Origin of the sequence: Rasiella rasia (genome assembly GCF_011044175.1) — a bacterium.
Lineage (GTDB): Bacteria > Bacteroidota > Bacteroidia > Flavobacteriales > Flavobacteriaceae > Marinirhabdus > Marinirhabdus rasia.
On sequence record NZ_CP049057.1, the window covers coordinates 1,788,962 to 1,810,694 of the forward strand.

Annotated in this window: 25 protein-coding genes; 5 read left to right on the plus strand and 20 right to left on the minus strand. The window is 37.9% G+C overall.

The genetic code is table 11. The annotated features are described in order from the left end of the window. Nucleotides 1-44: 44 nt before the first annotated feature. The 8 genes from G5B37_RS08160 to G5B37_RS08195 form a co-directional block, all read right to left on the minus strand. Nucleotides 45-347, minus strand: coding sequence for a hypothetical protein (locus G5B37_RS08160; RefSeq protein ID WP_164679550.1), 303 nt, complete (start codon nt 345-347; stop codon nt 45-47). Between the two features lie 208 nt (nt 348-555). After that, the gene (arfB, locus tag G5B37_RS08165) at nt 556-960 is read right to left on the minus strand and encodes an alternative ribosome rescue aminoacyl-tRNA hydrolase ArfB (RefSeq protein ID WP_164679551.1); all 405 of its coding nucleotides are present in this window, start codon (nt 958-960) and stop codon (nt 556-558) included. After that, nucleotides 960-2,489 (minus strand): DUF4301 family protein, encoded by a 1,530-nt coding sequence (locus tag G5B37_RS08170; RefSeq protein ID WP_164679552.1) that lies wholly within the window; start codon nt 2,487-2,489, stop codon nt 960-962. The genes arfB and G5B37_RS08170 overlap by 1 nt, the downstream gene beginning before the upstream one ends. Nucleotides 2,490-2,492: 3 nt before the next feature. Then, entirely contained in the window at nt 2,493-3,056 is a 564-nt protein-coding gene (locus G5B37_RS08175; protein ID WP_164679553.1) for an AAA family ATPase, read from the minus strand. Further along, complete coding sequence (pnuC, locus tag G5B37_RS08180; protein ID WP_164679554.1) at nt 3,017-3,649, minus strand: nicotinamide riboside transporter PnuC; 633 nt, start codon at nt 3,647-3,649, stop codon at nt 3,017-3,019. Before pnuC ends, G5B37_RS08175 begins: the two co-directional genes overlap by 40 nt. Then, entirely contained in the window at nt 3,633-3,893 is a 261-nt protein-coding gene (locus G5B37_RS08185) for a thiamine-binding protein (RefSeq protein WP_164679555.1), read from the minus strand. Before G5B37_RS08185 ends, pnuC begins: the two co-directional genes overlap by 17 nt. An 81-nt stretch (nt 3,894-3,974) precedes the next feature. Next, on the minus strand, nt 3,975-4,730 hold the full coding sequence (locus G5B37_RS08190) for a geranylgeranylglyceryl/heptaprenylglyceryl phosphate synthase (RefSeq protein WP_263649770.1): 756 nt from the start codon (nt 4,728-4,730) through the stop codon (nt 3,975-3,977). Further along, nucleotides 4,681-5,322 carry a 4'-phosphopantetheinyl transferase family protein gene (locus tag G5B37_RS08195; RefSeq protein ID WP_164679556.1) on the minus strand — a complete coding sequence of 214 codons (642 nt, stop codon included), beginning with the start codon at nt 5,320-5,322 and terminating at the stop codon, nt 4,681-4,683. The genes G5B37_RS08190 and G5B37_RS08195 overlap by 50 nt, the downstream gene beginning before the upstream one ends. Before the next feature lie 82 nt (nt 5,323-5,404). Between G5B37_RS08195 and ahcY the strand changes: the two genes are divergently transcribed. Beyond that, nucleotides 5,405-6,715, plus strand: a complete 1,311-nt coding sequence (gene ahcY / locus G5B37_RS08200) for an adenosylhomocysteinase (RefSeq protein ID WP_164679557.1) — start codon at nt 5,405-5,407, stop codon at nt 6,713-6,715. Between the two features lie 242 nt (nt 6,716-6,957). Beyond that, nucleotides 6,958-7,629, plus strand: coding sequence for a transglutaminase domain-containing protein (locus G5B37_RS08205; RefSeq protein WP_164679558.1), 672 nt, complete (start codon nt 6,958-6,960; stop codon nt 7,627-7,629). A gap of 51 nt (nt 7,630-7,680) precedes the next feature. Here the strand turns inward: G5B37_RS08205 and rpmA are convergent, their stop codons facing one another. The 8 genes from rpmA to mutY all read right to left on the minus strand — a co-directional run bounded on the left by rpmA (nt 7,681) and on the right by mutY (nt 13,857). Next, complete coding sequence (rpmA, locus tag G5B37_RS08210) at nt 7,681-7,944, minus strand: 50S ribosomal protein L27 (protein ID WP_164679559.1); 264 nt, start codon at nt 7,942-7,944, stop codon at nt 7,681-7,683. A 58-nt stretch (nt 7,945-8,002) separates the two neighbouring features. Further along, a complete protein-coding gene (gene rplU, locus G5B37_RS08215; RefSeq protein WP_164679560.1) occupies nt 8,003-8,722 on the minus strand; it encodes a 50S ribosomal protein L21 in 720 nt (239 codons plus the stop codon). A 142-nt stretch (nt 8,723-8,864) separates the two neighbouring features. Continuing rightward, on the minus strand, nt 8,865-9,320 hold the full coding sequence (locus G5B37_RS08220) for a DUF4199 domain-containing protein (protein ID WP_164679561.1): 456 nt from the start codon (nt 9,318-9,320) through the stop codon (nt 8,865-8,867). Nucleotides 9,321-9,389: 69 nt separating this feature from the next. Next, nucleotides 9,390-10,271: a DMT family transporter gene (locus tag G5B37_RS08225; protein ID WP_164679562.1), complete on the minus strand. Its 882-nt coding sequence runs from the start codon at nt 10,269-10,271 to the stop codon at nt 9,390-9,392. 57 nt (nt 10,272-10,328) lie between these two features. Next, nucleotides 10,329-10,883 carry a gliding motility lipoprotein GldD gene (gene gldD / locus G5B37_RS08230; protein ID WP_164679563.1) on the minus strand — a complete coding sequence of 185 codons (555 nt, stop codon included), beginning with the start codon at nt 10,881-10,883 and terminating at the stop codon, nt 10,329-10,331. A 1-nt stretch (nt 10,884) separates the two neighbouring features. Further along, nucleotides 10,885-12,201 (minus strand): gliding motility-associated protein GldE, encoded by a 1,317-nt coding sequence (locus G5B37_RS08235; protein ID WP_164679564.1) that lies wholly within the window; start codon nt 12,199-12,201, stop codon nt 10,885-10,887. Between the two features lie 20 nt (nt 12,202-12,221). Further along, entirely contained in the window at nt 12,222-12,677 is a 456-nt protein-coding gene (locus G5B37_RS08240) for a single-stranded DNA-binding protein (RefSeq protein ID WP_164679565.1), read from the minus strand. 118 nt (nt 12,678-12,795) lie between these two features. Beyond that, nucleotides 12,796-13,857, minus strand: a complete 1,062-nt coding sequence (gene mutY, locus G5B37_RS08245; RefSeq protein WP_164679566.1) for an A/G-specific adenine glycosylase — start codon at nt 13,855-13,857, stop codon at nt 12,796-12,798. Nucleotides 13,858-13,983: 126 nt separating this feature from the next. On the opposite strand from mutY, the gene G5B37_RS08250 reads away from it, so the two are divergent. The 3 genes from G5B37_RS08250 to G5B37_RS08260 all read left to right on the plus strand — a co-directional run bounded on the left by G5B37_RS08250 (nt 13,984) and on the right by G5B37_RS08260 (nt 16,904). After that, nucleotides 13,984-14,274, plus strand: a complete 291-nt coding sequence (locus G5B37_RS08250) for an HU family DNA-binding protein (protein WP_115122465.1) — start codon at nt 13,984-13,986, stop codon at nt 14,272-14,274. Between the two features lie 320 nt (nt 14,275-14,594). Further along, nucleotides 14,595-16,136 (plus strand): Rne/Rng family ribonuclease, encoded by a 1,542-nt coding sequence (locus tag G5B37_RS08255; RefSeq protein WP_164679567.1) that lies wholly within the window; start codon nt 14,595-14,597, stop codon nt 16,134-16,136. A gap of 276 nt (nt 16,137-16,412) precedes the next feature. Further along, entirely contained in the window at nt 16,413-16,904 is a 492-nt protein-coding gene (locus G5B37_RS08260; RefSeq protein ID WP_164679568.1) for a regulatory protein RecX, read from the plus strand. Between the two features lie 4 nt (nt 16,905-16,908). Here the strand turns inward: G5B37_RS08260 and G5B37_RS08265 are convergent, their stop codons facing one another. The 4 genes from G5B37_RS08265 to G5B37_RS08280 all read right to left on the minus strand — a co-directional run bounded on the left by G5B37_RS08265 (nt 16,909) and on the right by G5B37_RS08280 (nt 21,733). Then, entirely contained in the window at nt 16,909-18,345 is a 1,437-nt protein-coding gene (locus tag G5B37_RS08265) for a T9SS type A sorting domain-containing protein (RefSeq protein ID WP_164679569.1), read from the minus strand. Nucleotides 18,346-18,541: 196 nt separating this feature from the next. Continuing rightward, complete coding sequence (locus G5B37_RS08270; RefSeq protein ID WP_164679570.1) at nt 18,542-19,405, minus strand: cupin-like domain-containing protein; 864 nt, start codon at nt 19,403-19,405, stop codon at nt 18,542-18,544. Between the two features lie 54 nt (nt 19,406-19,459). Continuing rightward, nucleotides 19,460-20,551, minus strand: a complete 1,092-nt coding sequence (bioB, locus tag G5B37_RS08275; protein WP_164679571.1) for a biotin synthase BioB — start codon at nt 20,549-20,551, stop codon at nt 19,460-19,462. A gap of 24 nt (nt 20,552-20,575) precedes the next feature. Next, nucleotides 20,576-21,733, minus strand: coding sequence for a beta-ketoacyl synthase N-terminal-like domain-containing protein (locus G5B37_RS08280; protein ID WP_164679572.1), 1,158 nt, complete (start codon nt 21,731-21,733; stop codon nt 20,576-20,578).

The window sequence follows — 21,733 nt, forward strand, 5'->3', positions numbered from 1 at the left end:
TTAGGGCACCCACGCGAAGTATTGAATCTAAAAATACCTGCAGCTTACTGCTTTTCAATCCACTCACCCTTACTGTTGGCATGAAGGGTCTGACTTTCGCCAGCCTCAGTGGAAATAACTAGTTTGAATTCACCTTTTTCAGATTTGTAAGCCTTGCTGATTGTAGCACCCTCAAAATCTTTAGCTACAGCAATTTTTACAGGCTGGGGTAATTCAGAAACTTTAACTTCTACATATTTCCGAAGCTCCTTTTGGGAAGTGAGGTTTGCTTCAGAGTTGATGATTGGTGTTGCATAAGTAGCCATCATTCCGATAGAAAATATAAATACTATAAGAAACTTTTTCATAGCTTGGGGTATGCTTATTTGTTTGTTATGAGCGTTGTGACGTTCGGTAAGTATATAGAAACTATCGCGCCATTCTAGCAATACCGCAATAAAAAACCAACAACACACTGAGAACGTGCTGTGTAGATGTAATTGAGAAAAATTTCGATTATTATAAAGTGTTTCCTCTATGGTACACCTGTGTAAAAAAGATACAGTTTATGGTCCTTTAATCAAGATTTGGGCGCCTACGGTTTTGTTTCTTCAGCGCAGTTTCCTTTTTATGGCGCAACCTTTTCTCAATAGCAGATTTTGAGGGTTTTGTTTTTCTTCGTTTCTTTTTAAGAGCTAAACCCGCTTCTAATAACGCTAAAAATCTTTTAGTAACTAAGGTTTTATTTCGATGCTGACTTCTCGTCTCTCCGCATTGTAAAACTAAAACGTTTGTTGCAGTTAATCTAGACTTCAATTTTTGTTTCAGGCGGTTCTTTTCTTCTTCTGAAAGTCCCTGCGACATATCAATATCGAAGTAAAGTGTCACCTTCGTGGAGGTTTTATTGACGTGTTGCCCTCCTGGACCACTGCTTCGGACTGCTTTATAGTCTAATTCGGTTAAAACTTGGGAAGTATTCATTAGGCGTTAGGTCGATGCTCTTTTTGAAGCAAATCGTTCACCGTTTTTACAGGATTAAAAGTGCTAAGAGGCACCTCAACAAAAATACTATTCCATTTTGCCATTGCGCCATTCCATAAGCCTGGTAGTTCAAGTGCTTTTAAATCTTTTCCACCCTGTGATTTTTCAGTTATAAAACCAGTATTAGGATCTGCGTAGTTGGTAAGGTCAAATTTATTACCTAGATAATCTTTCACCCCGCATACCAAATCTACTGGGTTAAAATGTGTTGCCTCACTAACTAAATTGGCTTGATGCTTATCTTCCATATCTATTTGAGCCGTTTCTACAATCTGAAGAGAAGTAACTCCCATATCATTTTTCACCCAAAAAGGACCGCCTCCAGGAGCCCCTGTATTTTTAACTACACCGCAGACACGTATAGGCCGATGAAGCAATCCTATTAAATGACTTCTATCATTGGGAATATCTTTTATGTTGAGATCATTCCATAAAAATGATTTTATTTCTGCAATGGCTTCGGGGGTTTCACCTTCATCATTTAAAAGCGATACATAGTGAAAAGCCTGTTCTTGAACTTGAAGTAACTTTCCTGCTAACATTTTTTTATACTCAGCAGTGTCTGCAACATAGTCTTGAGCAACTACGTTGTCTATATTCTTAATGAAAATAATATCTGCATCTACTTCATTCAAGTTTTCGAGTAGAGCGCCATGACCCGACGGTCTAAACACTAACTTACCCTTAGCATCGCGAAATGGTTTGTTTTCTGGAGTTACAGCAATGGTATCTGTTTCTGGTTTCTGAAATGAATAAGAAACATGAAACTCGGTCTTCATTTTCTTCCCTACTCTTTTTTTAACTGTTTCAAACTCTTCTTTGAAAAATGGAACATGTGCTTCCGAAAAAGTAAAATGTAAGTACGCATTATTTTTACTTTTTGCATAATGTGCAGCCTCATACAACTGCTCTTCAAATGCTGTTGTCGCGTATTTAGAATATTTGTGAAATGGGATAAGCCCCTTTGGAAGTTTCCCAAAATTTAAGCCTGATTCTTCTAACATACTTTTCACAAAATACTGTAGGCGAACCCCCTTTTTACTTTGCTTATACTCTGGATAGTTCTCTCTAATCTTTTTACGCACATCGTTAACAAATGCAAAGTCCTTAATTGACTTAGCAAAAATCTCCATTTGCGTATGATTTCCACTTTTAACAAAACGATTGAAGGTTTCAACTTCCGGATTAAAATTTTCTAAAAACTCAAATAAAAACTTAAACATTCTGGTAGCAGCGCCAGAAGCGGGAACAAACTTAACAATGGTATTTTTATCCTTTCGTGCTTCGTAATACGCAATTAACTCCTTTTGCGTATCATTACCGCACACTTCTATTCCATTACCTGCTGAAGCCGCAGTAATAATCTTTGCGGGCGGAATACCTTTCGCAAAAGTCTCTAATTGCCCTACTACTTGTTTTAAATTAAGACCGTGAGCTTCAATTTGTATTCTATCTTTTTCAGTTAGCATGTATTAAATTCTGAATCGTTTATGAATTTCGGCAGTTGCCTGATGCAGCCTTTCTTCTTTTGTTCCCTTCAGTACAATGAAAGGTAAATTACGCGCTTTTAAGCTATTTTCAAAACTACGGAATATAGTAGACCTATCTAGAGGTCTGTCTCTCAAATCATCTTTTTGCCAAGGTATATCTATGCCTGTTAAGAAATAAAGGTCATAAACCATGTTCCCTGTAGCTTCTTTTATTTCTCTGGGGCACCAACCGTTGTAGTAATACTCACAATATACTTGCAACTCTAACAAATTTGTATCACAAAACAACATCCCGTTCGCTCGCTTTGTTGCACTATTTTCTGAAGCTATTTGGCCTTGGGCAATTGGCAATAGATCGTCTTTAGAAATGGTTTCCATTTCATTATCCCATTTTTCCTGTAAATAAGAACGCATATATTCTGGCACCCATTCAGTTTTATAGTGCGCTGCTAATTGCTTTGCCAATGTGGTTTTACCCGTAGATTCTGGTCCAAACATTACAATCTTCAGGCAATTGCCGACTTGTTGTTTAAGTGTTTTTTCCATGAGAAATAGCCAAAAATGGCAATAAAAGTTAATACTAAATATAATATACTGCTAAATGTGAGTCCTTTGTAAAAATATAACGGTACTGTAATAATATCGCCGACTATCCAGTACAACCAATTCTCAATTTTTCTTTTTGCCATTAGCCACATGCCCACAAAAAAGATAGCGGTAGTTAACGTATCTAAATAAGCACTCCAGTGGTTAAACTTATCGAACAGAGTGTATACAACCCACACAAACACAAAGGTTGCAAAAAAGATAAGTACCGAATACAGCTTTTCTTTTTTCGTGGTTCTAGTTATTGGTGTAACGTGTGTATCGTCAACTTTTCGAGTCCAAACATACCAACCGTAAATACTCATGATAAAGTAATACGCATTTATCATCATATCTCCTAAAAGGCCCCATTTTAATAAAAGGTATACAAATATGGCGGTGCAGATAATCCCTGTTGGAAATACTAGAACATTGTTTTTTTTCGAGTACCATACAGAAGCAATTGTAAAGACGGCTGCCAAGAGCTCCAATACAATATCCAAGGTTTCATATCCAGCGTATTGACCGAATAAAAAATCAAAAATGGGGCTCATAGTTGCTACGGTCAGATTTTACTATTTTTATATAAAGCAAGCCATTATCTATAGCCTCTAACGCTGTCTTCATTTCTTTTTGAAGTACCTTCATTACAGCATCGTATTCTCCAAAAACTTGTGTGCTTAGCGGATTTTCAAGTACGGTAAGTCCTGAGGATCGCAGTTCTTTTATAAAGTTTATAATCGCGGGTTCAAAATCGTTTTGAAGAGGTGTTAACGTGAGTTCTACGGAAATATTCATTTCTTTAATTTCTTATTTCTAGCTTCAAAGATAACAACCCTAATCTATGAACAGTTACTTTTCTATTGAAGGTGTTAAATTTTATAAATTGCTAGCACTCCGCACCTCAAAATGGGTTCCCATTACCACCATGGTAGCACCGGCTTTATATGCTATTTGTTTCTGAATTTCTGTCTTAATGCCTCCACCTACTATTAACGGAATGCTTATTTCATTTTTTACCGCACTAATAATTGCTTCGGAAACTGGAACTTTTGCACCACTTCCTGCTTCAAGGTACATTAGTTTTGCACCTAACAGTTCACCAGCTTTGGCAATATCAACTATGTGTTGAATATCATCTTGAGGCAAGGCATTGGTAGCTGTAACCCGTGCTACTGCAGACTTGTTTCCACCGTCAATAAGTATATATCCAGTAGAAATAACTTCTAAGCTGGTATGTCTAAGTTTAGGAACAGCCTTAATATGTTGGCCTATTAAGTATTCAGGATTTCTACCAGACAACAAGTTTAAAAACAAAATTGCATCTGCTTCTTTACAAATCTGTGAAACATTTCCTGGGAAGAGCACAATTGGTTTTGCCGTACTAGACTTTAAAGCGGTGACAACAGCCGAGGTTTTCCCGTTTGGCACACTACTACCTCCTACGAAGATATGGGTCGTTTCGGCAGGTAATTTCCGCAGAAATTGGGCGGCAGTTGCAACTTCAAAAACATCTGGATCTATCAAAATAGCTAATAAAGTGTTGCTAGCAGAAACCGCACTGGTAAAAGTTTGATAAACATTTTTACCCATCGTCTGTAGAAATAAGTGCGTAGGCACAAGTGAATTCTTCAAACTCTAAAAACCAAACACTATAATTTTCCATAACGCCGCTGTACCTAACTTGAGCGGTTGTACTTAAATTCTCTAACCTGAAATCTTCCACAAATATGTTTTGTAAAAAGCTAACCCCAGGTGTTGCGAAGCTCTTATATAGACTTTCTTTAGCACCCCAAACCATCGTTAATTTTCGAATGATGGCATCGTCATTGGCCAAGGTTCTGTATTCTTCTAACGGAGTAAATTTATGCGCTATTTTTATAATTTTCGGACGCTGTTTTTCAATATCGATACCCACTTCATAATCACTTACAATAATTGCAGAAAAAATAAATGAATGTGTAATCGAAATGTGCTTTCCATCTTTTAAGTGAGGCTTTCCGTTTTCGTCATAAAACAAATCGTGATCTGTATATCCCGCTGCGGCCAACAAATGACGCACACTCATAAAACCCCTTCGATGCAAATCACTTTTCATGCCTTGAACGCGCTGTTCGCAATGTGAAGTAAGTACAATACCTTCTGAAAGCGCCTCAAAAGATTCTTCAATCTTCCAAATCAGCACCTTAGCTGCATCACATACTGTTATAGTTTTGTAAAGTGGCATACTTTTTCGCGAATATTACGTATTTTTGCAGTCCGAAAATTGAACGGAAAAGAAAAAACTTAATCTTTCAAATATAATAAATATGTCAACGAACACAGTGCCTTACACGGCGTTTAAAGTAAAAGATATTTCGTTAGCGGCTTGGGGTCGTAAAGAAATTGAGCTAGCTGAAGCAGAAATGCCTGGTTTAATGTCTTTGCGCGAAGAGTATAAGAATGAGCAACCTTTAAAAGGAGCTCGTATAGCAGGATGTTTACACATGACTATACAAACAGCTGTACTCATTGAAACCTTAATCGCTTTAGGGGCAGAAGTAACTTGGAGCTCTTGTAATATCTTTTCTACACAAGATCAAGCAGCTGCAGCAATAGCAGATGCTGGTATTGCAGTATATGCATGGAAAGGAATGAACGAAGAAGAGTTTGATTGGTGTATCGAGCAAACATTATTCTTTGGAGAAGACCGCAAGCCTTTAAATATGATTTTAGATGATGGAGGTGACCTTACAAATATGGTTTTGGATAGATATCCAGAGTTAGTAAAGGACATTAAAGGTCTTTCTGAAGAAACTACAACAGGAGTTCACCGTCTCTACGAGCGTATGAATAATGGCACCTTGCCAATGCCTGCGATTAATGTAAACGACAGTGTAACTAAAAGTAAATTCGACAATAAATACGGCTGTAAAGAAAGTGCTGTAGATGCAGTTAGACGTGCTACAGATATCATGTTAGCAGGAAAACGCGTTGTTGTTTGTGGCTATGGTGATGTTGGAAAAGGTACAGCAGCTTCGTTTAAAGGAGCTGGTAGTATTGTAACCGTTACTGAAATAGATCCTATTTGTGCGCTTCAAGCTGCAATGGATGGTTTTGAAGTAAAAAGACTTGAAACTGTAGTAGGAAATGCAGACATCGTGATTACCACAACAGGTAATAAAGACATTGTTCGAGGTGAGCATTTTGAAGCTATGAAAGACAAAACTATTGTGTGTAACATTGGGCACTTCGATAACGAAATTGACGTAGCTTGGTTAAACAACAATGCTACCAAAGACGAAATCAAGCCACAAGTTGACAAATACGACTTAAATGGTAAGCACATTATCCTTCTTGCTGAGGGACGATTAGTAAACTTAGGATGTGCAACAGGACACCCAAGTTTTGTGATGAGTAATTCGTTTACAAACCAGACACTTGCACAAATTGAGCTTTGGAAAAACAGCGATGCTTACGAAAACAAAGTTTACATGCTACCTAAGCAACTTGATGAGAAAGTAGCAAAACTACATCTTGAGAAAATTGGTGTAGAGCTAACCGAGTTGAAAAAATACCAAGCAGACTATATTGGTGTAGAAGTAGAAGGACCGTATAAGCCGGAGTACTACAGATACTAATTGAAATAGAAACTGAGTCCGAAATCAAATATTGAAATTGGACCTACGTACAACAAAACCCTTACAAGGTTCTCAATCAGTTTGAGAATATAATGTGAGGGTTTTTTTTGTATCCAGTAACCAAAAGATTTTGCACACCATTAATACCACATCTATCAGGGTTACTTCAACAAATATTCCGAAAAAAGGGTGCTGCTGAGATGTACACAGAAATATTGAAGTGAAAATCTCGTTCGTTACTTATGAATATATCAATTGTAAAATTGCAGTTTTTTACCGTCGTTTTCATCGTATTGGCAGGTTTCGCCGCACCTGCAAATGCTCAAGGAAAATATATCATTGGGAAACGAACCACTCATAGCGAATATCGAAAACCCAAAGTACAGCCAAAAATCACAAACCTTGAAACCCCTACGAAACGTTTAGCGCAGAAAATCACCAAAGGAAAAACTACCGATGCACAAAAAGCTGAAAGCATTTTTCTATGGCTCGCAACAACAATTGAATACGACAACGAACTACGCCTAAATCGGAAACTTCAAAAACAAATTTATACTTCAAAAGAAAATATCATTGCCCATGTTTTAAGGCGGAAGAAAGCGCTATGCGGCGGTTATGCTTTTCTGTTTGAACAGCTGTGTGAAGATGTTGGTGTTAAGGCTAAAAGCATACATGGATTTACATTGCAGGGAGGTCAAGTTAAAAACACTTCAGGAGTGCCAGAACACACCTGGAATGCAGTTTTTATTGATGGCTCATGGCGATTGCTTGATATTACGTGGTCCGTGAGTCACGGCAATAGGCAGAACCCACAATTGTTTTGGTATGACACCAAACCGGCAGACTTTGCTTTAACACACCTACCTGTAGATAAAAAATGGTTGCTACCAAAAAGATTAAATAGCATAAAATAGAAAACCCCAATCGATTACTCGATTGAGGTTTATATCAAAAAAATATACTTCTTATGCTTCCGCGCTTGGCACGATAGAAACATATGATTTATTATCTCTCTTCTTGGTAAATTTTACCACACCGTCTACTTTTGCGTGTAATGTATAATCTTTTCCAGCATATACATTTTCAGCAGGATGGTGCTCCATACCACGTTGTCTAATGATGATGTTCCCGGCAATAGCTGCTTGCCCACCAAAAATCTTTACACCTAAGCGTTTCGATTCTGATTCTCTACCGTTTTTAGAACTACCAACTCCTTTTTTATGAGCCATCTTGTTTCGGATTTAGATCCGCCATGGGCGGATAAGTTATACTTAAATGGTTGTTGAATTATTTTTCAACACCACCGTCTAATTTATCTTGTAATTCAGTTAATTCATCCCACTTACCATCTGCAGCCAATTTAGCTTGCTGTGGCCATGTGTCTGGCACGTGATTTCCACGAACACCTTCAATGATTTCTGAAATTTTAGCTGGCTTTGCTTTCGCTAGATCCGCAAATGTTGCGATTCCTGCTGCTGCCAAAGTTTCGGCAATTTTAGGACCGATACCCTCAATTTTCTTAAGGTCATCTGCCTTAGCTGCTTTTTTAGGAGCTGCCTTTTTAGCCGGAGCTTTTGTTTCCTTTTGTGGAGCTGCTTTCTTTGCTTCAGCTTTAGGAGCTGCTGCTTTTGGCTCAGCTTTTTTAGTTTCTTTTTTAGCTGCTTCTTTCTTAGGCGCTGCTTTTTTCTTAGCTCCAGAAGAAGCAATGCTTTCAATTACGATTTCAGAAAGAGACTGTCTGTGACCATTTTTCACCTGGTATCCTTTTCTTCTTTTCTTTTTGAAAACAATAACTTTGTCACCTTTAAGGTGTCTAACGACTTTTGCTCCAACAAGAGCGCCGTCTATAGCCGGGGCGCCAACAGTAATGTTAGATCCATCACCCACTAAAAGAACATTGTCGAACTCGACTTTTTCACCTTCTTCAGTGGCTAAACGATTAACAAAAACCTTTTGGTCTTTTGCAACTTTAAATTGCTGCCCTGCTATCTCTACAATTGCGTACATAGCGTAACGTTTATAAATTAAATTATTTTATCGATACACCCCGTTATTAGCGGGATGCTACCCTCAACGCAAAAATCTTTTCGCGAAGGCGGGTGCAAATATAATTTTTAAATCTTAATCTACAAAGGGATTACGTGCTATTTTACAGGGTATTTCGATTCCCATCTGGAGTGTTCCATGAATCTTTTAAGAGTTGCATAAATGCCAAAGTTAGTACCAAGGATGTAGACACCCCCATTAGCACTAAAGAAATTAGTATCATAAATGTTCCACTGTCGTAATTCAAGTTCCAGGCATCTAAAATATTTCTAGCAAATTCTGTGTCAATCTGATACATATTAATAGCCATAAACACTACAAAAATTAGTGTTCCAATAGCCCCACTCATAAAACCTACTTGAAAGCCTTTTTGATATTTAAAACGCGTTTTTGATGCTTTCGATTTCTTAAGAGCCAACAAGATTCCAGTGCCGTAGATAACACCATTTGCCGCACTTAAAACAGGATACTTGTGCAAACCTAATAACTTTGTAAGCACGAAGTATAAAATAAGACCGATGGCGATTAATACACCATATTTTATATAAATTTTAGACATAAGGCTTGATTTTAGTGTTCTATAAATTTCGGAAAAAATCTCAACCCTACCTACTTATTTAACTCAATCTTAGCGGTTTGCACGTTTTCTATTTCCTAAATACACTCCAAAAAGTATCACCATTGCAGCCACCGCCTGCCAAACATTAAAGACTTCGCCGTCTATTAGCCCCCAAAGAACGGCAACTATAGGCATTGTATAGGTAACTGAAGAAGCAAATACTGGACTAGCGATTTGAACTAATTTATTAAATATGACTTTTGCCAAGGCTGTTCCAAATAGGGATAAAATAGCCACATATACAAATGACAATTGCATTTCCGAAGAAGAAAAAATCGTTTCAAAAAAGCCAGTAAAATATAACATTATCAAGGCTGGCAAAAAGATAATCACAAAATTCCCAGTAGTAACCGCAAGGGCACTAATATCGTTTAGATGTTTTTTTATAATATTTACATTAAACGCATAACCAACCGTTGCAGCCACAATAAATAGACTATACCAATAATTTTGGTTTGGGTTAAATTCGGCACCCGCAAAAATCAGCATAAAGGTTCCTGCTAAGCCAATTACAACACCTGCGATTTGATATTTTGAAGAACCAATCCCAAAGAGAAGCACCCCAACCAACAAGGTCATAATGGGTACAATACTATTCAGCATAGAAGCTACAGCACTATCAATTTCATTTTGTGCCATGGCAAATAAGAACGGCGGAAAAAACGATGAAATAAAACCAGAAATGGCCACCCATTTCCAGTGACGCTTTTTAATTTGTGTTATACTCTTAAATCCTACTGAAAAGAGAAAAATAGATGTTAGCACAATACGTAAAGAGCCCAGTTGATAGTCTGTTAATCCAACCAACCCTTTTTTGATGAGTATAAAAGAACTTCCCCAAATTACCGAGAGAATACCTAAATAAAGCCATTTTGTGTTGTTCTCACCCATTGCATAAGAAAATGCAAAGGTGACAAAATTTTTGCGTTAGGATTTCAGAAAGCGCAATTATTTATTCCAAGTAATGGTCTCCATAATATGCCGGATATCATTGCGCAAATACATAACCGCAGGGTAGATTGAATCGTAATTAGGTTTTGCATTAAAATACAATGATCCTGTTACAAAATGATGCACGCTATCGGTTACATAAAACTGAGATTGAGTTGCAGCATTGCCATCTATTGCGTAAAACATGCCATATACCTTATTAATAGAATCTATTCTAGGTTGCTCAAAAATAGCTTGCGCCTTCACATTGTGCTCATAGGTGAGTTTTTGCGCATCATACAACAAAGAATCTAGGTTAGCCCCTTTCACTGGCTGATAGGTGAGATACAGCGTTGCATTCATAAGTGAATACTCTAAATTGATAGCGCAGGTATTTTTTGATTTAAGTCTAGCTAGTGTATTCTGCTGAAATGTATAAAAACAGTCGGTGTCTGCCATTTTATAGTGCGGGGCAGGATATTCCAAACGCAACATAGCCGATGGTTTTACCACCACATCATCTTCACAGGAAGCGAATAACAATACACAAAGTAGCGTAAAAACAATTCTCATATTAGGGAGTGATTGAAAGTTTTATTTGTTTGATGCGTTTATTATCAAAAGCTTCTATGGTAAACGCATACTTATGAAACTTTAGTACCTCGTTCTGCTTCGGAAATCCTTTAGATATTTCAAGGAGAAAACCAGCGAGGGTTTCAGAATCGCCTTTGGCATCTTCAAACAGCTCAGGATCTTCCAACTTTATCACTTTGTAGAAATCTTTCATAGGCGTCTTACCCTCAAAAACAAAGGTATTATCGTCTAGCTTAGAAAAAATAAGGTCTTCATCGTCAAATTCATCACTAATTTCACCCACAATCTCTTCAATAATATCTTCTAACGAGATAAGTCCGCTTGTACCTCCATATTCATCAACTACAATTGCCAGGTGCATCTTCATCTCCTTAAACTCATTAAGCAAATCGTCTAACTTTTTGTTTTCAGGAACAAAGTACGCTTCTCGCACCAAACTAGGCCAATCTAACGTCTTACGTTCAATATACGGCATCAGATCTTTTACGTACAAGATACCTGTAATAGTATCTATATTTTCTTTGTATACAGGGATACGCGAATATCCATGACTAATAATTTCTGGCATGATGTCTCTGTACGCGGCATCTTGGTTGAGAGCAAAAATATCCATTCGCGGTTTCATTACCTGCTTGGTATCGGTATTCCCGAAGGTTACAATCCCCTGGAGGATTTTTTGCTCTTCTTTAGTGGTGTCACGCGCATCGGTAAGCTCTAATGCTTGTGAAAGCTGGTCTACACTGAGGTTCGATTTTTGTTTGCCAAATTTATTTTCTATCAGCAAGGTAGCTGCTCGCATGGGCAAACTAATTGGAGAAAATAATTTGTCGAGCACACTTAACGGGTAGGCCATCATAAGAGCAAACGAAAGTTTATTTCGGCTGGCATAAATTTTAGGTAGTATTTCGCCAAATAACAAAATGAGGAAGGTTACCACACCAACCTCTAACAAAAAGCGAATGTTTATACCATAATACACCTGAGTAATTTTTCCGAAGAACGTCTCGCTTAAGGAGGCAAATAAGAGTACAATGGCAATATTAATCAGGTTATTTGCAACGAGTATGGTAGCTAATAACTTTTTAGGACGTGCAAGTAGTTTCTGAATAATCCCAAGCTTCTTAGACGGATTTTTATCTTCATTGGCTTCAAAATCTGTTGGGGTAAGGGAAAACAAAGCAACCTCGGCACCCGATATTAAAGCAGAACATAGAAGTAAAACCAGTAAGATAACCAAACTGGAAATTTCGGCAGTTGTTATAAGAGATATTAATAAACTCGGGGGTTCTGGGTCCAATGTAGCAGATTTAGTTAAACTTAAAACGGCAAATCGTCATCTTCTGTTGTATCGGGCTGCTGCACGTGTTGCTGTTGCGCCGGAACTTGCCCAGAAGACTGAGCCGTTGTTGCATTCTGAGGCATGGCACCACCTTCAGTTTTAGGACTTAAAAAAGTAAAGTCTGTACACTGAATTTCTGTACTATAGCGATCTTTTCCTTGCTCGTCTTGCCATTTACGGGTCTTTAAACGTCCTTCGATATAGACTTTATCTCCTTTTTTCAGATACTTTTCACAAATTTCTGCACCTTTATTACGAACTACAATATTGTGCCATTCGGTATTTGAAACCTTTTCACCAGTAGTTCTATTGGTATATGTTTCGTTGGTAGCAAGCGGAAATCTACCAATGCTTCCACCCCCATCAAAATAATGCATTTTAACTTCGTCTCCAGTATGGCCAATTAGCATGACCTTGTTCAATGTTCCGCTCATAAAAAATAATTAAAGTACAAAGGTATATTATGAATTCTAAATATAACCAATTTTAAGATTTTATAGTAGCCTGTTTTATGCAAAGTTATGATACTACAAAAACATACCTAACCCCTCACTATTGAAAAGTAAACATGTTTAAAAAGTTTGCAATCAATACAGGAACTGGAAATTTTTCTATTTCTGAAATCGCAATCCCAGTACCATGAAGCGTTTCGGTTTCTACAATCCAAAATGTGGTGATTAGATGCTGATGGGACAATTTGTGTACAATGGGGGTATCGTTATATTTTACAATTGAATTAATCTTTATTTCTTCGGAAAGATTACGATATGCCGGTTCCCGCTTTAAGTCACCTTCTGAAACTTCGTTGGTTGTTTCAACTAATGGAAATTCATATAAATTTTGCCATATTCCCTTCCCTAATCGTTGATTGAGTCTTGTTTTATGATCTATAGACAGAAGCACTATATAATTAAAGTATCGTTTTTTAACCTTTAATTTTTTTAGTTTTACGGGTAATTCTGAAACCGTTCTACTTGTAAATGCCATACAATTTTCAGAAAAAATACACCCTTCACATGCCGGATTTTGAGGCACACAATAGCGGGCTCCAAACTCCATGATAGCTTGGTTAAAAACACCAGGTTGCTTTTCATCTAATAGTGTTTGTGCTAACAGCTTAAATTCTTTTATTCCTGCTGTACTATTTATAGGAGTAGCGACGCCAAAAACTCGAGAAAGTACTCTGTACACATTACCATCAACCACTGCGGCAGGCTCTTGGTAACAGATAGACGCTATGGCACTGGCAGTATAATCACCTACTCCCTTTAGTTTTTTTAAAGACTCGTAGGTGTTTGGAAAAACGCCGTTTAACTCATTTGCCACAAAGTTTGCCGTAAAACGTAAATTTCGAGCCCTAGAGTAATACCCCAACCCTTGCCAAAGTTTTAACACATCTTCTTCTGGTGCTTTAGCAAGCTCATAAACGTTAGGGTACGTTGCCACAAAGGTTTCGTAATATGGCAACCCTTGTGCAACCCGCGTTTGTTGCAGTATTATTTCAGAAAGCCAGATACGGTAAGGGTCCTTGGTTTGACGCCAAGGTAATTCACGCTTGTTTTGTAAATACCACGTTATTAGTTTGTTAGAAAAAGGGAAGTTAATTTCTGGCATTAGGCAAAAGTAGTCGTTATCTATTTATATTTTAATAGATTAAGAGGTTAGTATTACAAATTAAATTGTTTATATTTGCCACCTTGAAAAATAAACCTAAAGACCCAATTTAAAATTTATATTACAATGACGAAAGCAGATTTAGTAGCAAAAATTTCAGAAAAGCTAGGAATGGAAAAAGGAGATGTTCAAGCTACTGTAGAAAGTTTCATGAGTGAAGTAAAAAATTCTCTTGAAGGAGGAGACAACGTATACTTACGTGGTTTTGGAAGTTTCATTATCAAAACAAGAGCTGAAAAAACAGGTAGAAATATTTCTAAGAATACTACCATTAAAATACCTGCACACAACATTCCTGCATTTAAGCCTGCTAAGGTTTTTGTAGAAGGTGTTAAAACGAATGTTGAAGTAAAATAATAACCTGTCTCTCCTTTGGGGAGACTTCTAAACAACACAAGCATATGCCAAGTGGTAAAAAAAGAAAAAGACATAAGGTAGCGACGCACAAGCGTAAGAAAAGAAGACGCGCTAATCGCCACAAGAAAAAGTAGTTTTTTTAGACTACTTTTTTCGTTTAAGAAAAAAACAAACAAACCGTTCTTTGAAAATGAAATGCAACTACTGCTTTATGTACGGTAGTTAAGTTTCGACGGGTAGCCCCATAATTTTGGGGCGCTAAATCCTGTGATAAATTATTGTTTAATCCATCCGCCATAGGCGGACTAAAATCAAAAATCGTGAACTACGAATTATTTATTAGATCCAGTTCACAAGTCGTTGATTTTGCCCTTTTAAAAGATGGAAAACTACTCGAATTACACAAAGAAGAAGACAACAACAAATTTTCTGTTGGCGACGTGTTTATCGCCAAGATTCGGAAAACTGTTCCCGGTCTTAACGCAGCCTTCGTTAATGTAGGCTACGAAAAAGACGGCTTCTTGCACTATCACGACCTCGGTCCTAAAGTGCTCTCTTTACTGAAATTCGTAAAACGTGTAAGCACAGGTAAATTTAAAGATTATACTTTAAAGGATTTCCCATTTGAAAAAGAGATTGATAAAAACGGGGGTATTAATAATGCCCTTAAAAACAATCAATCTACTCTGGTACAAATTGTAAAAGAACCCATATCCACCAAAGGACCACGAATTAGCAGCGAGCTTTCCATAGCAGGCCGCTATATTGTATTGGTTCCGTTTTCAGACCGTATTTCTGTTTCCTCAAAAATAGAATCACGAGAAGAAAAAGAAAGGCTAAAACGCTTAATTATGAGCATACGCCCTAAAGGATTTGGAGTTATTATACGTACCGTAGCAGAGGGCAAAAAAGTAGCAGAACTGGATAAAGATTTACAAAATCTCGTGGATCGCTGGACAGCGATGTGCAAAAAGCTACAAGGGGCGCACCACCCAAGTAAGGTGCTAAGTGAATTAGATAGAGGAGCCTCTATTATTAGAGATGTCTTTAACGACAACTTTACCAATATTTATATTGATGACGAAACCCTCTATTTACAAATTAAAGATTACGTGCAAGAAATTGCACCCGATAAAGAAGGCATTGTAAAATTATACGACTCAAAAGTACCGATGTACGAAAAGTTTGGTATTGAGCGACAAATTAAAACCTCTTTCGGAAAAACAGTATCCAGCAGCAAAGGAACCTATTTGGTTATTGAACATACAGAAGCCATGCACGTTATAGACGTAAACAGTGGTAACCGTAGTAATAAAAGTACAAGCCAAGAAGGAACAGCGCTAGAAGTAAACCTAATTGCAGCTACCGAGGTAGCTAGGCAGTTACGATTACGGGATATGGGCGGAATTATTGTGATTGATTTTATTGACATGGCGAAAGCCGAAAATAGAAAAAAACTCTACAACCACCTTCGAGATGAAATGAAGGAAGATAGAGCAAAACACAAAATTCTACCACCTAGTAAATTTGGGTTAATACAAATCACCCGCCAACGTGTTCGTCCAGAAATGAACATTAAAACACGTGAAGAAGCTCCTGGGAGCGAATCGGGCGAGATTGAAGCACCCATTAATGTTGTGAATAAAATTAACGAGGACCTGAAAAGGCTTCTCAAAAAAGACTATAAAAAGATTACCTTAAACACGCATCCTTTTATAGCGGCCTTCTTAATAAAAGGCTTTCCATCTGTGCGAACCAAATGGTTCATGGAGCACAAAAAGTGGATAAAAATCCAACCAAGAGATGCTTACACGTATCTTGAATACCATTTTTACGATAAAAATGGAGAAGAGATTAAATAGTTTTAAAACCCCTTTCGTTTTCGGAAGGGGTTTTTTTATGGCGTTACCCCTCGTGTCTCAGGGTCGGGCTTTCGCTGGTACACGGTACCTTAGCTCTATCCCTAACGCATCTATAATAAGAACCTAACTAGCTAATTAATAAGCACCTTGCCCGACGAACCCCTTTGACGGGTACAGCTACAAAATCACAAATTATTTTCTTACAACACTAAGCTATCATGATTTGGCAAAAAATGTGATTTCTCCTATCGACGAAATGACTAATTTTATAAAACGATGCACCCAACTCAAAAAACCTACACCGTAGAAGAAGCAAAACGACATTTAGAACGCTATTGCGCGTATCAAGAACGCTGCCATAAAGAAGTTCAGAAGAAACTTCGAGATATGCGTATGATTCCAGAGGCTATAGACCTTATTATTCACCATCTACTACAACACAATTTTTTAAACGAAACACGCTTCGCACAGGCCTTTGCGCGTGGTAAGTTTAAAACCAAAAAGTGGGGCAAACAACGCATTGTTCGCGAATTGAAGTTTAGAGAAATTTCAAAATACAATATCACTTTAGCATTAAAGGAAATTTCCGAAGAAGCCTACCTAAAAACCTTTCATGAACTTGCCGAAAAACGTCTTAGACAACTAGAATTCGAAACAAATATTCAGAAAAAAAAGAAAAAACTAGCCGACTATCTTTTATATCGGGGCTGGGAGTCTAATTTGGTGTGGGAAAAAGTTCATAACACTTGTAATGACAAACCATTGTAACATATCACTCAAGGATAAACTTAACCTGAATTATTTGTGAATTAGTGACAATTTGTGCAAAATACAAACCTTTAGCCATACCACTCAAATCTAAAGTTTCACTATGCTCTTTCTTTAGGATACTGTTAGATTTCACTATTTGACCATTGGTGTTAAAAATAGTATAGGATAACATAGGGCTATCTAAACTTTCTAAGGTAACAATCCCCGAAGAAGGATTTGGATGTAAAATAATATTCATTGAATTGTCTTGTACTTCTGCAATCCCCAACGTAGGGTCGGCAAATGCCTCAACCAAACCACCTGATGGTCCAGATGGGGATGAACCTACCACAATACCGCCCGAATCATCTATAGCTATGTCTTGTATTCCAACCAACCCAGTGAACGTTTCACTAATTTGCAACCACTCAGTACCATCAAATTGTAACGTTCTCAAAAAGGGTTCAGACGGCAGACCAATAAGCACAATATCACCTGCTCCATTAAGTGCAGAGGTACGCAAGTTGGCGGCTGCTGGTTTAAAAATTGAATTACCAACTTGTTGCCAATTGCCGCCATTATTTTGGTATATATCAATTCTATTGGTTGCTCCTGAAAATGCGGCAACAACAGAAATTCTATCTCCCACACTATTTATTGATACATGAGATCCCAATCTGTCATTAGTATTGTTTCCTACTATATCTCCCCCTACCTGAACCCAGGACGATCCGTTAAAGGCATATACCCTAGCTAAACCCGCATCAACTCCGTTCGCATCATTCCCTAATGCCCCGGTTACAAAGGTGAGCCCATCATTTGATAAAGCTACTTCTAAACCAAATGCATCTTCATCTTCGTCTCCATAGATAGAGGTACCTAATACCTGCCAGTCATTATTTTCAAACCTATACAATGTAACAGCACCCAATTCATCTCCTGCATTTCTTCCCGATGAACCTATGGCCAAAATAGACCCATCTTCATTAAGGCTTAAATTAAACACACTATCTATTGGGTCATTGTTTTGTATTGAAGTACCTTTCTGAACCCATTCGTCATTTACCAATTCGAAAACTCTTGTAGAATTAAAAGGTTGTTCAGCGCCACCAGCTCCAGCAATTACCTGACCATTTTTACTTATTGCTACTTCAATTCCAAAAAGATTTGCCGTGTCACCGCCATCAATATCACTTCCAAGTTGTTCCCACATATCGTTCAGAAATTGATACACCTGAATTTTCCCGGCATTAAATTGTGGATCACTCCCTACTCCAAAATCTGGACTATTTGCAACGCCAAGTACCAACGTCTTTCCATCTGCACTTAGTTCTATATCACTCCCAAATCGATCTCCTTCATTATCTCCTATTAATGTCTGACCATATTGCTGCAGTTGTCCATACCCTGCAGTTATTCCACTCAATAAAAATATCAGTACTCTAATTATATTTTTCATGTTTATTATTTTAGGGCAAATCTAAATGGAGCAACGAGCAAAAAAAATACCCTTTGGAGGGTATTTAACGGGATTTAAAATAAATGGAGTTTTGTTACAAAGGATTTTTCGATAGAAAACTGTAGCGTATCTGTTGCACCATGATTGGGCAAACTATTTGACTTCAGAAAAAGGTAAATTCAGTGATTAGTAAAAACTACGTAACTCCCAATTTTTCATGTGTCTTCGTTATTGCCTTTTCATTCTTCTTATCAATCCATTTTTGGCCTTGCAAACGACGCATTAAATTGTCGTAATGACGCATAATTGCAATGTTGTAAATGGCTTTCCCCAAATTTTTTGGGTTTCGCGCAATGGCTCGTAAGCTCATAGAAAACCCTGGAGTGATATAGCGCATATAGTGCCAATACCCTTCAGGCATATACAAGACTTCGCCATGATTTAAATTTCCTCTAAACCCGTTTGCCTTTTTTAATGCCGGCCATTTGTCATAATCTGGATGGTTAAAATCGATGTCTTCTCGAACAATTAACGAATGTGGTATTTTATAGAGATAGTCATTCTGACTTTGGTCAAATAAAATCACTTCCTTCTTTCCATGGAAGTGAAAATGGAAAATATTGGCCAAATCGATATCGTAATGCATAAAAGTATAGCTGTCTTCCCCACCAAAGAAGAGCATAGGCAATCCTTTCATAAGTTTAATGCCAAAATCGGGGTACTCATAATCTTTTTGTAATGCTGGAACTTCTTTTAAGATATTCCACAGAAAAATTCGATAGCGCGTTGGTTCTTTTTTAAGAAGAGCAATATAATCGCGCATTTTCATTTTAGCATGCGCCTGATTAAATCCTTCGTCATGCCTAACGGGGCGATCATCGTAGAGTGGCACAGTAATATCTCCTGCAACCTCGGCCATATACGTCAAATTCCACTTTTGAACTGCAGGCCAATCGTCTACAAAATGTTCAATAATCACAGGTTTCTGAGGCTTTAAGTAGTGCTTCTTAAAGTCTTCTTTTGTGATGGAAGATACTCGGTCTATTTCTTTTAACTGCATAATGGAATAGACGAAATTACGAAACTTAGACGAAATGATTTCTTAACAACGCGTTTACTTTACGGAAGCTTTTTGCTTCGCTTCTTCATTACGCTCAATAGTATGCCCAGGACGACTCCACTTTGGCTTTTCTCCCAGCGGTTGTAAAGTAGAATCTGCCGCCTCCACAGTTTCTGGTTGTGCTTTTTTTACGAAAGGCTTCATTGGCTCTAAACCTAGTAGATTAAACATCTCCATATCCTCGTTTACATCAGGATTGGGTGTAGTTAATAGTTTATCTCCAGCAAAAATAGAATTAGCTCCAGCAAAAAAGCACATGGCTTGTCCTTCACGACTCATATCGGTTCTTCCAGCCGACAATCTAACTTGAGTTTGAGGCATGATAATTCTAGTAGTTGCAACCATTCTAATCATTTCCCAAATTGAGATAGGCTCAATTTCTTCCATTGGCGTCCCTTCTACAGCAACTAAAGCATTAATAGGCACACTTTCTGGTTGCGGACTCAAACTTGCCAAAGCCACTAGCATACCCGCGCGATCTTCAACCGCTTCGCCCATACCAATAATTCCGCCACTACAAACAGTTACATTGGTTTTTCGAACGTTTCCAATAGTATCAAGTCTGTCTTTATAGGCCCTTGTTGAAATAACATCTTTATAATAATCTTCAGAAGTATCTAAATTGTGGTTGTATGCATATAAACCTGCTTCGGCTAAACGCTGTGCCTGATTTTCGGTAATCATCCCTAACGTACAGCACACTTCCATATCAAGCTTGTTAATGGTACGCACCATCTCTAAAACCTGATCAAATTCTTCACCATCCTTTACATTTCTCCAGGCTGCGCCCATGCATACTCGTGAGCTTCCACTTGCCTTTGCACGTAATGCTTGGGCTTTTACATGAGAGACCTTCATTAAATCATTTCCCTCTATATCTGTGTGATATCTAGCAGCTTGCGGACAGTAGCCACAATCTTCTGGACACCCTCCTGTTTTAATAGAAAGCAATGTTGAAACTTGAACCTGATTCGGATTGTGAAACTTGCGATGTACAGACGCTGCCTCGTAGAGCAACTCCATCATTGGTTTGTTATATATGTCTAAAATCTCTTGTTTTGTCCAGTTGTGTTTGATCTCACTCATGTATTCAAAAATAGTATTTTTTGTTTAGTTCAATTCTGGTTTTTGAAGAATAATACTAACAGCATTTCCTCCAAAACCAACAGCATTTATTAGTATGGTTTTTAACTGAGGCGGCAGATGTCTAGAATTTCCGTAAAAAGGGTTTTCAACCAATTTATTATGCTGAAGCATTAACATAGCCATCTCTACACTTAACATCCCAGAGGTGGCAAATGTATGCCCCACCAGCCATTTGTTAGATGTTAGTAATGGTAGTTGCTTTCCAAAAACCAAATCGATTGCCTTCTTCTCTGCCAAATCACCTTTTACCGTCCCTGGCGCGTGCATAACAATTGCATCTACCGTAGATAGCTCGGCATTTTCAAGTGCCTGCTGCATCGAATTTTGGAAACAATCTGCTTGTTCAGAAATTGCGCTGGGGTGCTCTAAAATTTCCGAAGCAAATCCGTAACCCGTAATAACCACTTGTGTTTTTTCTGAAACTCCCTTTTCTAAAAGTGCCACGGCGGCCCCTTCGCCTAGCACCATTGTATTCTTTTTTTTCTGAAATCGCATGCTTTCACAAGCCAGATCATTTTTTGAAGTTGTGTACAGCTTTAATGCCTTCATTTGGGCTACGGTAAATGGCGTTAATGCTGCTTCACTTCCTCCCACTAAAAACGCATCTGCCATGTCAGATTTTAGCCAAGCAATTCCGTTGAGTATAGCGTGCATTGCTGTAGAACACGTTACAGAATGTTCTATCTGCACACCAGAAACACCTAAGTCCTGTCCCACCCAAGAAGATATATTCCCCAAGGTCGTTGTAGGCGATGTAAAAGGTGACACTTTCCCGTTCTTCTGAAAATCTTGATGAAATTTTTCAAAAAGGCTGGTAGCACCCCTAGAGGAGCCAATGTTTATTCCAACGCGCTTATTACCTAACTCTGAGGAACTAGAAACAGCCTTCCTAGCGGCCAAAAGCGCAAGTAAAACAGACCTATCAAGTCTTTTGTAGCGAACTTCATGCTGCCGAAGTATTTCTATTTCATTTTCAATTTCAGTAGTAATTTGAGACACTTTGCTACCGTCGCTATCTACAAATAGCGCGCTTCCTTTGAGGTATTGCTGCCAGATATTTTGGCTAGCAGCGCCAAGAGCAGAAACAGAGGCAATAGCCGAAATAGAAATAGGGTTTTTCAA

What these genes read in the sequence shown, in the direction of transcription:
- pnuC (WP_164679554.1), bottom strand. Translation starts at nt 3,649, where the DNA reads ATGAGCCCCATTTTTGATTTTTTATTCGGTCAATACGCTGGATATGAA.
- mutY (WP_164679566.1), bottom strand. Translation starts at nt 13,857, where the DNA reads ATGCCAGAAATTAACTTCCCTTTTTCTAACAAACTAATAACGTGGTAT.
- G5B37_RS08265 (WP_164679569.1), bottom strand. Translation starts at nt 18,345, where the DNA reads ATGAAAAATATAATTAGAGTACTGATATTTTTATTGAGTGGAATAACT.
- G5B37_RS08220 (WP_164679561.1), bottom strand. Translation starts at nt 9,320, where the DNA reads ATGTCTAAAATTTATATAAAATATGGTGTATTAATCGCCATCGGTCTT.
- G5B37_RS08250 (WP_115122465.1), top strand. Translation starts at nt 13,984, where the DNA reads ATGACGAAAGCAGATTTAGTAGCAAAAATTTCAGAAAAGCTAGGAATG.
- bioB (WP_164679571.1), bottom strand. Translation starts at nt 20,551, where the DNA reads ATGAGTGAGATCAAACACAACTGGACAAAACAAGAGATTTTAGACATA.
- G5B37_RS08170 (WP_164679552.1), bottom strand. Translation starts at nt 2,489, where the DNA reads ATGCTAACTGAAAAAGATAGAATACAAATTGAAGCTCACGGTCTTAAT.
- gldD (WP_164679563.1), bottom strand. Translation starts at nt 10,883, where the DNA reads ATGAGAATTGTTTTTACGCTACTTTGTGTATTGTTATTCGCTTCCTGT.
- G5B37_RS08205 (WP_164679558.1), top strand. Translation starts at nt 6,958, where the DNA reads ATGAATATATCAATTGTAAAATTGCAGTTTTTTACCGTCGTTTTCATC.
- G5B37_RS08175 (WP_164679553.1), bottom strand. Translation starts at nt 3,056, where the DNA reads ATGGAAAAAACACTTAAACAACAAGTCGGCAATTGCCTGAAGATTGTA.
- arfB (WP_164679551.1), bottom strand. Translation starts at nt 960, where the DNA reads ATGAATACTTCCCAAGTTTTAACCGAATTAGACTATAAAGCAGTCCGA.
- ahcY (WP_164679557.1), top strand. Translation starts at nt 5,405, where the DNA reads ATGTCAACGAACACAGTGCCTTACACGGCGTTTAAAGTAAAAGATATT.
- G5B37_RS08260 (WP_164679568.1), top strand. Translation starts at nt 16,413, where the DNA reads ATGCACCCAACTCAAAAAACCTACACCGTAGAAGAAGCAAAACGACAT.
- G5B37_RS08225 (WP_164679562.1), bottom strand. Translation starts at nt 10,271, where the DNA reads ATGGGTGAGAACAACACAAAATGGCTTTATTTAGGTATTCTCTCGGTA.
- G5B37_RS08270 (WP_164679570.1), bottom strand. Translation starts at nt 19,405, where the DNA reads ATGCAGTTAAAAGAAATAGACCGAGTATCTTCCATCACAAAAGAAGAC.
- G5B37_RS08195 (WP_164679556.1), bottom strand. Translation starts at nt 5,322, where the DNA reads ATGCCACTTTACAAAACTATAACAGTATGTGATGCAGCTAAGGTGCTG.
- rpmA (WP_164679559.1), bottom strand. Translation starts at nt 7,944, where the DNA reads ATGGCTCATAAAAAAGGAGTTGGTAGTTCTAAAAACGGTAGAGAATCA.
- G5B37_RS08185 (WP_164679555.1), bottom strand. Translation starts at nt 3,893, where the DNA reads ATGAATATTTCCGTAGAACTCACGTTAACACCTCTTCAAAACGATTTT.
- G5B37_RS08240 (WP_164679565.1), bottom strand. Translation starts at nt 12,677, where the DNA reads ATGAGCGGAACATTGAACAAGGTCATGCTAATTGGCCATACTGGAGAC.
- G5B37_RS08160 (WP_164679550.1), bottom strand. Translation starts at nt 347, where the DNA reads ATGAAAAAGTTTCTTATAGTATTTATATTTTCTATCGGAATGATGGCT.
- rplU (WP_164679560.1), bottom strand. Translation starts at nt 8,722, where the DNA reads ATGTACGCAATTGTAGAGATAGCAGGGCAGCAATTTAAAGTTGCAAAA.